This is a genomic window from Sulfuritalea hydrogenivorans sk43H (genome assembly GCF_000828635.1).
GTDB lineage: Bacteria > Pseudomonadota > Gammaproteobacteria > Burkholderiales > Rhodocyclaceae > Sulfuritalea > Sulfuritalea hydrogenivorans.
Genome location: NZ_AP012547.1, coordinates 3631523 through 3645416, shown reverse-complemented (window position 1 = coordinate 3645416; position 13894 = coordinate 3631523). Strand labels below are relative to the sequence as shown.

Genomic DNA, 13894 nt, shown 5'->3' with positions numbered 1-13894 from the left:
GTCTCCTTGTCAGAAGTGATTTCTCAGAGTGCTTTTCTGAGGTTGACCGGCGGTATGCCGAGCAGTTCGCGGTACTTCGCTACGGTGCGACGTGCCACGACGATGCCCTGCTCGCCGAGGATTTCCGCAAGACGGGCATCCGAGAGCGGCTTCTTGCCGTCCTCGGCGCCGACCAATTGCTTGATCAGCGCCCGAATTGCGGTTGAGGAAGCCGCGCCGCCGGTATCGGTGGCGACGTGGCTGCCAAAAAAGTATTTGAGTTCATAGACGCCGCGCGGACTGGCCAGATACTTCTGCGTCGTCACGCGCGAAATCGTCGATTCGTGAAGCTTGACGGTCTCTGCGATCTCGCGCAGGGTCAGCGGCCGCATCGCCACTTCGCCGTGGTCGAAGAAGGCCCGCTGGCGATCGACGATGGCCTGCGATACGCGCAGGATGGTGTCGAAGCGCTGCTGGACATTCTTGATCAGCCACTTGGCTTCCTGCAACTGGGTGGCGAGCCCGGTGGACGAGCCGTTACCGCCACGATGGCGGTTCAGGATGTCGGCGTAGAGGCGGTTGATGCGCAGGCGCGGCATGGCGTCGCGGTTGAGGCTGACGATCCATTGTCCATGCAGCTTTTTCACCGATACGTCGGGCACCACATAGCGCGTATCGACCGGCGCGTACTGCGCGCCGGGGCGCGGATTCAGCGAGCGGATCAGGGTTTGCGCGAGGCGCAGTTCGTCGTCGTCGCAGCCCAGCGACTTTTTGATGCGCGCAAAGTCGCGCGCAGCGAGGTGGTCGAGATGATCGGCAACGATGGCCAGCGCCAGGCTGCGGGTCGCGCAAGGCGGCAGGCAGTTGAGTTGCAGCGCCAGGCATTCCTGCGCATTGCGCGCGCCGATGCCCGGCGGATCGAGGTTCTGCAAATGGCGCAGGGCGATGCCGAGTTCTTCCAGCAGCGCCTCGCGCACTTCGCCATTGCCATCTTCGTCGGCGACCAGCAGGTCGATCAATTCGTCCAGCGGCTGCGTCAGGTAGCCGTCGTCGTTCAGGGCTTCGATCAGAAATCCGGCCAGCGCCCGTTCGCGGTCGGGCAACTGGGTCATGGCCAGCTGTTCGCCCAGATGCTCGCGCAGCGAAACGGACGCGGCCTGGGATTCGCCGCTGTCGAGGTCGTCATCGTTGGGATCGCGCTGGCCGTGGCTGCCGGAAAAATCCATGCCCCAACCTTCATCATCGCCGCCGCGCGGCTCCAGGCGTTCGTCGCTGTCGGTCGGCGTGACGGTCTGCGGCGTCGCCAGCGCATCTGCCGAGGGATTGAAAGCCGGCTCTTCGGGTTCGTCGCGCTCCAGCAGGGGATTGTCCTGCAGGGCTTGATCGATCTCGGCATTGAGTTCCAGCGTCGACAACTGCAACAGCCTGATCGACTGCTGCAACTGCGGCGTCAGTGCCAGATGCTGCGAGAGCCTGAGCTGGAGTCCCTGCCTCATAGCTTCTTGTTCTTGTAGTTACATTCTGAAGTGCTCGCCGAGATAAACCCGACGCACACTTTCATTATCGACTATCTCGGCCGGTTGTCCAGCGGCAAGCACTTCGCCGGCGTTGATGATGGTGGCGCGATCGCAGATGCCCAGGGTTTCCCGCACATTGTGATCGGTGATCAGCACGCCGATGCCGCTTTCCTTCAGGTAACGGATGATCTTCTGGATGTCGATCACGGCAATCGGGTCGACGCCGGCAAAGGGCTCGTCGAGCAGGATGAAGCGCGGACTGGTGGCCAGCGCCCGGGCGATTTCGACGCGGCGGCGCTCGCCGCCGGAAAGCGAAGCCGCCAGGTTCTTGCGGATGTGGGTGATGTGCAGTTCCTGCAGCAGGGTTTCTTCGCGCTCTTCCATCGCGGCGTCGTCGAGACCTTGCAGTTCCAGCACGGCACGCACGTTCTCGGAGACCGTGAGCTTCCTGAACACCGAGTTTTCCTGCGGCAGGTAGGACAGGCCCAGCTTGGCGCGCTGGTGGATCGGCATGTGGGTCAGGCGCAACTGCTCGCCTTCGCTTTCCACCCGAATCTCGCCGCCGTCGGCGGCGACCAGGCCGACGATCATGTAGAAGCAGGTGGTCTTGCCGGCGCCGTTGGGACCCAGCAAACCCACGACTTCGCCGGCGGCGACCTCGAAGGACACGTCGGTCACCACCGTTCGCGACTTGTACTTCTTGCGCAGGTTGTGTGCCGAGAGCGTGGCGCTCATTGACCCACCCCCCAGCCCCCGCCCGCGGGGCGGGGGTGACGGTTGTTCGGCTGCTGTTGCAGCCTCCGTTGTTTTGATTGGCGTCGGCTTGGGGCGGCCCTGCGCGCGGCGCTCATTCTTCCGCAGCTCCCATCGGTTCCTTGAGCAGGCGGCGGATGATGTCGGTGGCGAAACCGCGGCTTTGCAGAAAGCGCGCCTGACGCGCCCATTCCCGGGCGTCGCCCGGCGCCGCGGAGAATTTCCTGCTCCACACGGCACGCGCCCGTTCGAGTTCGTCGGGCAATGCGCCTTGCGCCAGTTGCACATCGATCAACTCGCCGTTTACGCCCCGGGTTTTCAGGTTCTGGCGCAGGCGCGAGGCGCCCAGGCGGGAGGCGTGGCTGCGCACATAGCTTTCGGCAGCGCGGCTGTCGGATTGCAGCTGAGATGTTTCCAGTTCGGCCAGCACGGTATCTATTTCGTCGGAAGTGCCGTGAGCGGCAAGTTTGCGTGCGAGTTCAAGTTTGGTGTGCTCACGCTGCGCCAGCAAACGAATCGCCCGCTGGCGCAGACTGCTCACGACACCGCTACTCCGCAGAGGTAGCCGGTTTGCCCAGCGCGGCGACGCCGACGGCCTCGCGCACGCGGTTCTCGATCTCCACCGCGATGTCGGCATGCTCGCGCAGGAATTCGCGTGCGTTGTCCTTGCCCTGGCCGATCTTCTCGCCCTTGTAGGCATACCAGGCGCCGGATTTTTCGACGATCTTGTGCTCGACGCCGAGTTCGACGATTTCACCCTGACGCGAAATGCCCTCGCCGTAGAGGATGTCGAAATGGGCCTCGCGGAAGGGCGGCGCGACCTTGTTCTTGACCACCTTGACCTTGGTCTCGTTGCCGATGACTTCGTCGCCCTTCTTGATGGCGCCGGTGCGGCGGATGTCCATGCGCACCGAGGCGTAGAACTTGAGCGCGTTGCCGCCGGTGGTGGTCTCGGGGTTGCCGAACATGACGCCGATCTTCATGCGGATCTGGTTGATGAAGATCACCAGCGTGTTGGTGCGCTTGATGTTGGCGGTGAGCTTGCGCAGCGCCTGCGACATCAGCCGCGCCTGCAGGCCGGGCAACTGGTCGCCCATTTCGCCCTCGATTTCGGCGCGCGGCGTCAGCGCGGCGACCGAGTCGATCACGATCAGGTCGACGCCGCCGGAGCGCACCAGCATGTCGGTGATTTCCAGGCCCTGTTCACCGGTGTCGGGCTGCGAGATCAACAGGTCAGGCACGTTGACGCCGAGCTTGGCGGCATAGCCGGGGTCGAGCGCGTTTTCTGCATCGATGTAGGCGGCGACGCCGCCGGCCTTCTGGATCTCGGCGACGACGTGCAGGCACAGGGTGGTCTTGCCGGAAGATTCCGGTCCATAGACCTCGACCACCCGGCCGCGCGGCAGGCCGCCTATGCCCAAGGCGATATCGAGCCCGAGCGAGCCGGTGGAAACGGTCTGGATGTCGTCGGTGGCGAGACCTTCGCCCATTTTCATGATGGAGCCCTTGCCGAACTGCTTTTCGATCTGGGCCAGGGCGGCCTGGAGTGCCTTGCTCTTGTTGTCGTCCATTAAGTGCATCCTTCAAAAGTTGTTTCGATTATGGCATGGATGGCACAGTTTTTGCGCTCTCCGCCCGATCATGCAGTGTCGAGTCGTGCCAGCAGGCCGCGCAGGGAGAAAACCACCGCCTGGCGGCGTACTGCCTCGCGGTCGCCGGCAAAATGCGCGGTTTCCGATTCCGCGATTTCGCCCGCCCGACACCAGGCAAAGCATACGGTGCCCACTGGCTTACCAGGTGAGCCACCCGAGGGGCCGGCAATTCCGGTAATAGCCAGTGAAATCATCGCCTTGGAGTTTTTCAGTGCGCCTTCGGCCATGGCCGTCGCCGTTTCGGGGCTCACGGCGCCGAAGTGTTGGAGGGTTTCGGGCGCCACGCCCAGCAACTCGAGCTTGGCTTCGTTGCTGTAGGTGACGAAGCCCCGGTCGAACCATGCCGAACTGCCCGCCGTGTGAGTGATCACTTGTGCCGTCCAGCCACCGGTGCAGGATTCTGCGGCGGCAAGCAGGAGTCGGCGCTGGAGGCACGCCGAACCCACGGCTTCCGACAGGGCAACGAGGTCGGCGTCCATCAGAAGGGCAGGAAGGCTTTGAACACGGCGATGGTCAGCACCGTGTAGCCGGCGGCGATGACGTCGTCCATCATCACGCCGAAGCCGTTCTTCACCCGCGTGTCGAAAAACTTCGCCGGCTGCGGTTTGACGATGTCGTAGAAACGAAACCAGAGGAAGGCCGCCAACTGCCAGAGCAGCTCGGGCGGCGTCAGCATCAGCACCGCCCAGAAGGGCACGATTTCGTCCCAGACGATGGCGCCGTGATCGACCACGCCGAGGGCGCGGCCGGTGATCTGGCAGGCCGAGACGCCGACCGCAAAGGCCAGCAGGAGGAAGATCGCGAGGCCCAGGTCGCTTTCCAGGTACATGCGCAGCAGGGGAAACGTCAGCCAGGCGAAGGCGGTGCCGGCGGTGCCCGGCGCGAAGCGGGAAAGCCCGCTGCCCATGCCGCAGGCGATGAAATGTGCCGGGTGATGGAACAGGAACTTGAGCGGAGGCGGGGGAAGTTTTGCCAAGCTGGATATCCTAGGATACCGTCCCCGCTTCCAGCGGGGACATAAAGTGGTCGTAGCCGCGTCGTGCGGGCGTGATGACGGTTCCGTCATCGTCGCACACGACGAGTTCACCGGGCGGCCCCGCGGTGATGTGCCCGATGCGGGTCAGCGGCAGTCGCAGCTCGCCGGCCAGCGCGGCGATGTCGCTGTCGCGCGATGCCGGTGCGGTGAATAGCAGTTCGTAGTCGTCGCCGCCGGCCAGCAGGCAGTCACGCTCGATTCCCGCAGCGGGCAGGCCGGGGATCTGCAGCCGGGCGGCGCGCGCGGATTGTTCGAGGATGTGCCCGAGGTCGGCCAGCAGCCCGTCGGAAACGTCGATGGCCGCCGTCGCCACTCCACGCAGCGCGAGGCCGAGGGCGACGCGCGGCTGCGGACGGTGCAGCGCGGCGAGGCATTCGCCGAGTTGCGGTTCGACGAGGACCGTGCGCCCCTGCAGATGGGCCAGCCCCAGCGCGGCACGTCCCGGCCAACCCGACACCCAGATCGAATCGCCGGCTTGCGCGCCGTCGCGCCGCAGCGCTTCCCCGGCCGGAGCTTCGCCCAGAATCGTGACGCAGAAAGCGCGCGGCCCGCGGGTGGTGTCGCCGCCGATCAGGTCGATGTTGTAGCGGTTGGCGCACTCGAAGAAGCCTCGCGCAAAGGTCCCGATCCAGTCGGGAGTCGGCGCTGGCAGCACGGCGGCCAGCAGCGCCCAGCGCGGCTGCGCGCCCATCGCGGCCAGGTCGGAGACATTCACCGCCAGCGTCTTCCAGCCCAGCGCTTCGGGATCGGTGTCGGCGAGAAAATGCGTGCCTTCCACCAGCAGGTCGGTCGAGATCACCAGTTCCTGGCCGGGTGTCGGGGCGATCAGCGCGCCGTCGTCGCCGACGCCGAGCTTCGTGTGGGAGGTGCCGCGCGTGAAGTAGCGCGCGATGAGTTCGAATTCCGAGGGCACGGATCGCAACCGCCGCTCAGGGCTTCCGCATCTCCGTCGGCCGCAACACCGCGGCCAGCTTGTCCAGCACGCCATTGACGAACTTGTGGCCGTCGGTGCCGCCGAAGGTCTTGGCCAGTTCGATGGCCTCGTTGATGATCACGCGGTAGGGCGTTTCGACATGCAGCTTGAGTTCGCAGGCGCCGAGCAGCAGGATGCAGCGCTCGATCGGCGACACTTCCTCCCAGCTGCGGTCGATGTGCGGGGCCAGCTCGAGCTTCAGCGCTTCGACGTTCTGCCGGGCTTCGGCGAGCAGGGTGGTGTAAAGCTCGCCATCGGCCTTGTCAAAGCCGGCGACGCCTTCCGCCTGCATCTGGATCGCCGCCTCGTCCTGGCCGCCGACCTGCCATTGGTAGAGGCCCTGGACGATGAACTCGCGGGCGCGGCGGCGCGGCGATTTTCCGCTGCTCACTACTTTACGGCCTTCAGAAGATTCGCCATTTCGATGGCGGCCTGCGCTGCCTCGGTGCCCTTTTGCACCATGCGCACCAGCGCCTGGTCGTCGTTCTCGGTGGTCAGCACGGCATTGGCGATCGGGATGCCGGTGTTCAACTGCACGTCGGTGATGCCGCGCGCCGATTCGTTGGAGACGATCTCGAAATGATAGGTCTCGCCGCGGATCACCGCGCCCAGCGCCACCAGCGCATCGAAGCGGCCGCTTTGTGCCATCGCCTGCAGGGTCAGCGGCAGTTCCAGTGCGCCGGGGACGGTGGCGTAGGTGATGTCGGCCTCGGCGACACCGAGACGAACGAGTTCGGCGAGGCAGCCCGAACGCAGACCCTCGCCGATGTCCTCGTTGAAACGGGCCTGGGCGATGCCGACGCGCATTCCGCGGCCGGCCATGTTGGGTTCCAGTTCTCGAATAGTCATGCCGTCTTCTCTCCCGTCGGCGTGAAGTAGCCGGTGATTTCAAGCCCGAAGCCGGCCATGCTCGGCATCTTGCGCGGACTGGCCATCAGGCGCATCTTGCCGACGCCGACTTCACGCAATATCTGGGCGCCGATGCCATAGATGCGCGGGTCCCACTTCTGTGCCGGCCGCGTCGCCTTGTCGTCATTCAGGGCTGCCAGCAGGGCATTGCCGGATTCCGCGCGATGCAGCAGTACCAGCACGCCGCGCCCTTCCTGCGCAATCGAGCGCAGCGCGAAATCGACGCCGTAGGTGTGGCGGCAATTGTTGCGATCGAGGAAGTCCATGACGCAGATCGATTCATGCACGCGCACCAGGGTTTCCTCGCCGGGGGTGATCTCGCCGCAGGACAGGGCCAGATGCACGTCGCCGCTGCTGCGGTCGGCAAAGGCGCGCAGGCGGAAGGCGCCTTGCGCGCTTTCGACCAGTTTGTCGGCGACGCACTCGATCAGCTTTTCGGTTTCCGAACGATGCTGGATCAGGTCGCGGATGGTGCCGATCTTGAGCTTGTGCTCGGCGGCGAATTCGAGCAGGTCCGGCAGGCGCGCCATGGTGCCGTCGTCCTTGAGGATTTCGCAGATCACGGCGGCGGGTTCGCAGCCGGCCATCGCGGCGAAGTCGCAGCCGGCTTCGGTATGGCCGGCGCGCACCAGCACGCCGCCGTTTTGCGCCATCAGCGGGAAGATGTGGCCGGGCTGGACGATGTCGGCGGGTTTGGCGTTCTTCGCCACGGCGGCTTGCACCGTGCGCGAACGATCCTGCGCCGAGATGCCGGTGGTGACGCCCTCGGCGGCCTCGATCGACATGGTGAAGGCGGTGCCATGCTGGGCCTTGTTGTCGCGCACCATCAGGGGCAGGTCGAGCTGGCGGCAGCGCGCCTCGGTCAGCGTCAGGCAGATCAGGCCGCGCCCGTGCTTGGCCATGAAGTTGATCGCTTCGGGCGTCACATGGTCGGCGGCGAGGACCAGGTCGCCTTCGTTTTCGCGGTCTTCTTCATCGACCAGAATGACCATGCGGCCGGCGCGCATGTCGGCGACGATATCGAGAACGGGGCTGATGCTCATGTCGGAAGTACCAAAATTTGGAAGGGGTGCATTTTACGCCGCGCCGGCCGACAGCATGCGTTCGACGTAGCGTGCGATCAGGTCGATTTCGAGATTGACCTTCGCACCGGGGTGCAGGCGTTTCAACGCGGTCACTTCGACGGTGTGCGGAATCAGGTTGATGGAGAACCTGCGGCCTTTGACGCGATTTGTCGTCAGCGAGACGCCATCGACGACGATCGAGCCCTTGCGCGCAATGTATTTCGCCAGGCCCTTCGGTGCCTTGATCACCAGTTCATGCGATTCGCCGACCGGCTCGAACTTCTCTACCTCGCCGACACCGTCGACGTGGCCCGAGACCAGATGGCCGCCGATGAAATCCGAGAGGCGCATGGCCTTCTCCAGATTGACTTCGCCGCCCGCCGCGTCGAGGCCGACCGTGCAATCCAGCGTCTCGCGCGAGACATCGACCTGATAGCTGTCCTTCTTCTTCGCGATGACGGTCAGGCAGACGCCGCCGTGGGCGATCGAATCACCCAGCGCAACATCGCCGAGCTTGAGGCCGGGTGCCTTGATGGTGAGGCGCAGGCCCTTTTCGAGCGGCTGGACATGGCTGATTTTTCCGACGGCGGTGATGATGCCCGTGAACATGGGAACTCCTGAAAATTAGCGCAGGATGCGCTCGAGGGTAGGCAGAAACTTTTCCGCCGGCTGGAAGCCGACGACGCGCAAGTCATTCAGTTCGCGGCCGGCGGCGTCGAAGAAGATTATGCCGGGCGGGCCGAACAGGCCGAAGCGCTTGAGCAGCGCCGCGTCGGCGGCGGTGTTGGCGGTTACATCCGCCTTCAGCAGCACGATCTGTTTCATGCGCGCGGCGACTTGCGGGTCGGCGAAGGTGAAACGCTCCATCTCCTTGCAGCTCACGCACCAGTCGGCGTAGAAATCCAGCATCACGGGCTTGCCCGCGGCTTTCGCTTCGGCGAGCCTGGCATCGAGCCGCTCGATCGACGCCACGCGCTCGAAAGTCGGCGCTGGCGACACGGCGGCCGTGCCGCCACCAAGGAAGCCGAGCGGTTGCAGCGGATCTTTCGCGCCGCCCAACACGCCGATCAGCATCGCCGCGCCGCCGAGCAGCAGCATCACACCGAGCCCCTTGCCCAGGCGTTGCCAGCCGTGGGCATGCTGCGGCAGCGGGTCGAGCGCGTGCAGAAAGATCGCGGGGATCACCATCAGCAGCGCCCAGCCGAGCATCTGCAGCCACAGCGGAATCACCGGCGAGACCAGCCACAAGGCGGTGGCCAGCATGATGACGCCGAAGAATTTCTTGACGCCTTCCATCCACGGCCCCGACTTCGGCAGCAGCGAGCGCGAGAAGGCGCCGACCAGCAGCAGCGGCGCCCCCATGCCGAGCGACATGACGAACAGCGCCGCACCGCCGAGTGTCGCGTTGCCGGTCTGTGCGATGTACAGCAATGCCCCGGCCAGCGGTGCGGCGACGCAGGGGCCGACGATCAGCGCCGAGAGCGCGCCCATCAGCGCGATGGCGGGCAGCGACCCGCCCTGGCGGTTGGCCGTGTCGGAAACCCGGCTCTGCAGCACCGAGGGCATCTGCAACTCATAGAAGCCGAACATCGACAGCGAGAGCACGACGAACACCAGCGCGAAGCCGCCCAGCACCCAGACGTTTTGCAGCGCGGCCGAGAGCAGGGTGCCGGAAAGTCCGGCGGCGACGCCGACCGCGGCATAGGTGACGGCCATGCCCAGCACGTAGGCCAGCGACAGCACGAAGGCACGCAGATGGCTCACCGCGTGTCCGTGATTGACGATGATGCCGGACAGGATCGGGATCATCGGGAAGACACAGGGCGTCAGCGAGAGCAGCAGACCGAAGCCGAAGAAGCTGAGCAGCACGAGGGCGAAATTGCCTCCCTTGAACAGGCCGGCGATGCGCGAGCTTTCGTCGACGGGCGGGGCCGACGCCGGCATTGCCGGAGTCGGCGCTGGCGGCACGGCGACCGGTGTCGCCAGCGGAGCCGTCGACCCGATTGTGCTCGCGGCGGCAGCCAGTTCGAGTTTCGCCTCCTGGTTGATCGGCGGGTAGCAGATGCCGCCATCCCAGCAGCCTTGCGAGATGGCTTTAAGCGTGACCGGACCGGTAGCTTCGACCGGCAGCAGGATTTTCACTTCCTTGCGGTAGGTCTCGACCTTGCCGAAAATCTCGTCTTCCTTGATCTTGCCGGGCGGCAGCTTTGCCGCACCAAGCGTGCCGCCTTCCAGCACGAACTTGAACTTGTCGCGGTACATGTAGTACTGGTCGGTGATCTGCCAGCGCGCTTCGATCGTCCTGGCATCGATTGCGCGCGCCGAGAAGCGAAAGGCCTGTTCGGGAGGCAGGGGTTCTTCGGCGCGAGCCAGGCCCGTCAAGGCGAACAGCAGCAGGAGCAGAAAGCGGATCAGCATGTGGGCGGGTTCCTGTCAGGGTGTTCTACCAGAGTTTCGGTGGCGACCCAGTCCAGGTACTCCGGCAGGCCATGGGCAACTGGGACCGCGACGATCTCGGGAAGTTCATACGGATGGCGGGCGCGGATCGCCGCTTCCAGTACGGCGTAGCACCCGGCTGTCGTCTTGATCAGCAAAGGAATTTCCGTCGCTTCCTCCACCTTGCCCTGCCAGTGGTAGACCGAGCGGCAAGGCGCAAGCACATTGACGCAGGCCGCCACGCGCTCGACCACCAGCGCGGTGGCCAGCGCATGGGCGCTGGCTTCGTCCGGCAGGTTGGTGAAAACGAGCAGGGTCTGACGCTGGGTTTGGGCTACTTCCATGGGCCTATTCTACCTTCGGCCCGTGCCGGGACTGGGTTAGGCTGTCGCGACCGGCGGCTTCAAATTGCGTCCGGAATTCGGGAGCGTGCTTGAGCAAACTGTTGCAGGGATTGAAGGATACGGAGCGGTTGCGCCGCGAATTTGTCGCGAGCGGCAATTTCGCCGCCGCGAATGCCACGGACGCCGAGCGGGCCGCCGAGGCAGACGCATTGGCCCGTGCCGGCGCTGAAGAACGCGCCCGTGCCGCCGCCGAGTCGAGGCAGTTGCTGGCCGCTGAACACATTGCCGCTGCGCAACGGCGCAAGCAGGCGGATGATCTCGCCGCGGAACACGCCATCAGCCGTGCTGCCGCCGAGACGGCGGCCGAGGCGGCGGCGGCACAGCAGGCGCATGCCGAACGCCTGGCCGAAGTCGCCCTGCGCACCCGGATCGAGGCGGAGCAGCGTGCGCTGGCGGATGCCCAGCGCCGTGAATTCGCTGCCTCGGAACTTGCCATCGCCGCGACAGCCCGCGCCAACAAGCAGGAGGAGCTTGCCCGGTTGACTCGCGAGCGGGTCGATGCCGAGCGGCGCGCGGCCAATCTGGCGAGCGAAAAGCTGCGCGCAGAGCAGGTTGCCGAGGCCGCGGCCCTGTCGTGCATGGCCGCGGAAAAAGAGGCGGCGCGGGAGGCGCAGCGCCGTGCCGAACAGGAAGCCGAAGCCGGACACGCCGCTGCCGCGCGCCTCCAGGCCGAACATGAGGCGAGCATGGCGCGGGCCGAACGCATGGCGGCTGAAGACGAAGCCGCAACGGCGGCAGCCCGCCACCAGAAAACCGCCAACGCGCTGGCGGCCGTCCGGGCATCCGCGCCATCGCCCGAGGCGTCAAACGGCAAGGCATCCCCGGATCGCCGTCCGGCACCGACGTATCGTCGCTTGCTTGCCGGCACGGCCCTGGCCCTGATGGTCGGCATCGCGGTCGGAACGTGGCTGGGCAAGGTGCCGCGCCCCTTCTGGGGGCTGTCGTCGGTCGGGCAGGACCCGTTGCAGCTGCGCCTCGACGACAGACTTTCAAGTATTGACATTGGCGGGCAACGCGCGCTGCCGCGTGACCGATCGACGCTGCGCTGACCGACTTTGAGTCAGGGCCGACTCAAGTCCCGGGAGAATCGGCAAGAAAGCGGGGAGGTGTCCGAAGCAGGGCTCTTCCAGCCAATCCCGTCAGGATCACAAGCGACTCGTTTCGGCGCGGCAGAAAGATATGTACGGGTTTCCCGGTATAAGGAATACTCCAACTTCTGTATTTCAATGCAGTACCGCTGCGCATAAGCTTCACTATCCTGTCCTCGTTCGGGCAACAACAATTCCCTTCCCTCTGTTTACTGAATGCCCTGTTTTCAGCGTGTGAGCTCTTTCGAGCGTTGCGCGCGAGCAACGTTTTTCCTTGTGCCACCAATAGTTTGGGGCTTTGAGAATTGCTGATAGACTGAAAAACTGCTAGTTTTGCGATTATCTAGAAACAGCTTTAGCTATTGCTTGATATGTAAATGATTTCATTGAGGATGTGTATATGAGGAAGGCGATTGCCAAAATGTTGGCCGCTGCCGCCATTCTGGTCGGCGGATCGCTGAATCATGCGGGCGCGCAGGACACCAGTTTCGACATTGTGCGTTTTCAGGTCGAGGGGAATTCGCTTCTCCCGAAGGAAAAAGTTCAGGACCTGGTGGCGCCCTTTGTCGGCCGCCGCAAGATTTATGGCGATGTGCAGAAGGCGCTGGAAGCCCTCGAAGGAGAATATCGCCGCCTCGGGTACGGTACCGTGCAGGTCTATGTGCCGGAGCAGGAACTCACCACCGGCGTGGTCCGGTTGCAGGTTACCGAAGGCGTCGTCGGCAAGGTCACCATCACCGGCAACAAGTATTTCAGCAACGAGAATGTTCGTGCCAGCCTGCCGCACCTGAAGGAGGGTACGGCGCCCAACATGCGCCAGCTTTCCGAGAACATCCAGCTCAGCAACGAGAGCCCGGCCAAGCAGCTTGAAGTGACGCTCGCCACCAGCGAAGAAGAAGGCAAGGTCGATGTCAAGGTGGAGGTCAAGGAAGAGGATCCCGATCGCGTCTATGTAACGCTGGACAACACCGGCACCAAGGCCAGCGGCAAGCATCGGGTGGGCGTCTCCTACCAGAACGCGAATGTGGGAAACAGCGACCAGGTGCTGACACTGGCCTACACCACGGCACTGGATGCGCCGGGTGGCGTCAAGGTGGATATTTACAGCGTCGGCTATCGCCTGCCGCTGTATTCGATCGGCGACAGCATCGACGTGATCTACGGTAATTCAAGCACCAACACGCCGGCATCGGTGCTGGCCCCCGGAGGCACGCTGGCCCTCAACGGCAAGGGCGAGGTATTCGGTTTGCGCTATAACCATATTTTCCCGCGCGCCGGCGAGTTCACCTCCAAGCTGGTGCTCGGATTCGACTACAAGTACATGAATTCGCGCTGCACAACCGCAGGCGTACCGACCCCGCCCGGAACCACCGCAAGCTGCACGCCCTATACCCTCCGTCCGATCACCGCAACCTATAGCGGGCAGTGGCAGAAACCCGGCGAGGCGATCGATTTCAATGCGGGCTTCGTCCATCATATGTTCCCGATGGGTAGTCACTATGCCGGGACGGCAGGTACCGACCGCTATTCCTTCGTCACCGGCCGCCAGACTTCGGACACCTTCACTGCCTTGCGCCTGGGCGGCAGCTATTCGGCGGCGATTTCCGGCGAGTGGCTGGGGCGCGCCGCCTTCAACGGGCAATATGCGCAGAACCCGCTTCCCGCACCTGAGCAGATTGGCCTGACGGGCAGCACTACCGTGCGCGGTTTCCTCGAGCGGGCAGTCGCGGCGGATCGCGGCTTTGTGGCAAACCTCGAACTTTATTCGCCCGACTATGCGAGCAAGCTGGGTGTCGAAGGTTCGCTCAAGGGCGTCGTCTTTTACGACTGGGCCAGCGGGCATAACCTGGCAGCGACTACCTTCGCCCGCACCAACGTCTCATCGGCCGGTATTGGCTTGCGTTACAACCTGAAAAAGGATATTTCGGCCCGCTTCGACATTGCCCGTGTCCTGGAAGGCCATCAGCCGGGACCGGGAACCGCCGAGGCAGCCAAGCCCGGCGACATCCGCGGTCACTTCGGCCTCGCCTTCGGCTTCTGATCAGAGGCTCGCTTGCTCCGGATGTGACTTTCTCCCTCGCCG

General features: G+C 64.4%; 15 protein-coding genes. 2 read left to right on the top strand and 13 right to left on the bottom strand.

All coding sequences use genetic code 11. The features are described from left to right. Nucleotides 1-23: 23 nt before the first annotated feature. The 13 genes from SUTH_RS17275 to cutA form a co-directional block, all read right to left on the bottom strand. Nucleotides 24-1475, bottom strand: coding sequence for an RNA polymerase factor sigma-54 (locus tag SUTH_RS17275; RefSeq protein ID WP_041101028.1), 1452 nt, complete (start codon nucleotides 1473-1475; stop codon nucleotides 24-26). A gap of 18 nt (nucleotides 1476-1493) precedes the next feature. Further along, a complete protein-coding gene (gene lptB, locus SUTH_RS17270) occupies nucleotides 1494-2231 on the bottom strand; it encodes an LPS export ABC transporter ATP-binding protein (RefSeq protein WP_041101026.1) in 738 nt (245 codons plus the stop codon). A 112-nt stretch (nucleotides 2232-2343) separates the two neighbouring features. Then, nucleotides 2344-2790 (bottom strand): regulatory protein RecX, encoded by a 447-nt coding sequence (locus SUTH_RS17265; protein WP_041101024.1) that lies wholly within the window; start codon nucleotides 2788-2790, stop codon nucleotides 2344-2346. 7 nt (nucleotides 2791-2797) lie between these two features. Continuing rightward, on the bottom strand, nucleotides 2798-3820 hold the full coding sequence (recA, locus tag SUTH_RS17260) for a recombinase RecA (RefSeq protein ID WP_041101021.1): 1023 nt from the start codon (nucleotides 3818-3820) through the stop codon (nucleotides 2798-2800). 68 nt (nucleotides 3821-3888) lie between these two features. Beyond that, the gene (locus SUTH_RS17255; protein WP_041101019.1) at nucleotides 3889-4380 is read right to left on the bottom strand and encodes a CinA family protein; all 492 of its coding nucleotides are present in this window, start codon (nucleotides 4378-4380) and stop codon (nucleotides 3889-3891) included. Beyond that, nucleotides 4380-4877: a phosphatidylglycerophosphatase A family protein gene (locus SUTH_RS17250; protein ID WP_231851063.1), complete on the bottom strand. Its 498-nt coding sequence runs from the start codon at nucleotides 4875-4877 to the stop codon at nucleotides 4380-4382. Before SUTH_RS17250 ends, SUTH_RS17255 begins: the two co-directional genes overlap by 1 nt. A 10-nt stretch (nucleotides 4878-4887) precedes the next feature. After that, the gene (gene thiL, locus SUTH_RS17245) at nucleotides 4888-5850 is read right to left on the bottom strand and encodes a thiamine-phosphate kinase (protein WP_041101017.1); all 963 of its coding nucleotides are present in this window, start codon (nucleotides 5848-5850) and stop codon (nucleotides 4888-4890) included. Nucleotides 5851-5866: 16 nt separating this feature from the next. Then, on the bottom strand, nucleotides 5867-6301 hold the full coding sequence (nusB, locus tag SUTH_RS17240; protein ID WP_041101016.1) for a transcription antitermination factor NusB: 435 nt from the start codon (nucleotides 6299-6301) through the stop codon (nucleotides 5867-5869). Further along, entirely contained in the window at nucleotides 6301-6753 is a 453-nt protein-coding gene (gene ribH, locus SUTH_RS17235; RefSeq protein ID WP_041102551.1) for a 6,7-dimethyl-8-ribityllumazine synthase, read from the bottom strand. Before ribH ends, nusB begins: the two co-directional genes overlap by 1 nt. A gap of 2 nt (nucleotides 6754-6755) precedes the next feature. Further along, nucleotides 6756-7862, bottom strand: coding sequence for a bifunctional 3,4-dihydroxy-2-butanone-4-phosphate synthase/GTP cyclohydrolase II (ribBA, locus tag SUTH_RS17230; RefSeq protein WP_041101014.1), 1107 nt, complete (start codon nucleotides 7860-7862; stop codon nucleotides 6756-6758). Between the two features lie 33 nt (nucleotides 7863-7895). Beyond that, a complete protein-coding gene (locus SUTH_RS17225; RefSeq protein ID WP_041101012.1) occupies nucleotides 7896-8492 on the bottom strand; it encodes a riboflavin synthase in 597 nt (198 codons plus the stop codon). A gap of 15 nt (nucleotides 8493-8507) precedes the next feature. Then, complete coding sequence (gene dsbD, locus SUTH_RS17220) at nucleotides 8508-10301, bottom strand: protein-disulfide reductase DsbD (protein WP_052473753.1); 1794 nt, start codon at nucleotides 10299-10301, stop codon at nucleotides 8508-8510. Then, nucleotides 10295-10663, bottom strand: coding sequence for a divalent-cation tolerance protein CutA (cutA, locus tag SUTH_RS17215; protein ID WP_041101010.1), 369 nt, complete (start codon nucleotides 10661-10663; stop codon nucleotides 10295-10297). Before cutA ends, dsbD begins: the two co-directional genes overlap by 7 nt. Before the next feature lie 89 nt (nucleotides 10664-10752). Between cutA and SUTH_RS17210 the strand changes: the two genes are divergently transcribed. Further along, nucleotides 10753-11772: a coiled-coil domain-containing protein gene (locus SUTH_RS17210; RefSeq protein ID WP_052473752.1), complete on the top strand. Its 1020-nt coding sequence runs from the start codon at nucleotides 10753-10755 to the stop codon at nucleotides 11770-11772. A gap of 439 nt (nucleotides 11773-12211) precedes the next feature. Then, nucleotides 12212-13852 carry a ShlB/FhaC/HecB family hemolysin secretion/activation protein gene (locus SUTH_RS17205; RefSeq protein WP_148312969.1) on the top strand — a complete coding sequence of 547 codons (1641 nt, stop codon included), beginning with the start codon at nucleotides 12212-12214 and terminating at the stop codon, nucleotides 13850-13852. Nucleotides 13853-13894 lie beyond the last annotated feature (42 nt).

Excerpts from the sequence above, each read along its gene's own strand:
- SUTH_RS17275 (WP_041101028.1), bottom strand. The coding sequence starts at position 1,475 with ATGAGGCAGGGACTCCAGCTCAGGCTCTCGCAGCATCTGGCACTGACG.
- lptB (WP_041101026.1), bottom strand. The coding sequence starts at position 2,231 with ATGAGCGCCACGCTCTCGGCACACAACCTGCGCAAGAAGTACAAGTCG.
- recA (WP_041101021.1), bottom strand. The coding sequence starts at position 3,820 with ATGGACGACAACAAGAGCAAGGCACTCCAGGCCGCCCTGGCCCAGATC.
- SUTH_RS17255 (WP_041101019.1), bottom strand. The coding sequence starts at position 4,380 with ATGGACGCCGACCTCGTTGCCCTGTCGGAAGCCGTGGGTTCGGCGTGC.
- ribBA (WP_041101014.1), bottom strand. The coding sequence starts at position 7,862 with ATGAGCATCAGCCCCGTTCTCGATATCGTCGCCGACATGCGCGCCGGC.
- SUTH_RS17225 (WP_041101012.1), bottom strand. The coding sequence starts at position 8,492 with ATGTTCACGGGCATCATCACCGCCGTCGGAAAAATCAGCCATGTCCAG.
- dsbD (WP_052473753.1), bottom strand. The coding sequence starts at position 10,301 with ATGCTGATCCGCTTTCTGCTCCTGCTGCTGTTCGCCTTGACGGGCCTG.
- cutA (WP_041101010.1), bottom strand. The coding sequence starts at position 10,663 with ATGGAAGTAGCCCAAACCCAGCGTCAGACCCTGCTCGTTTTCACCAAC.
- SUTH_RS17205 (WP_148312969.1), top strand. The coding sequence starts at position 12,212 with ATGAGGAAGGCGATTGCCAAAATGTTGGCCGCTGCCGCCATTCTGGTC.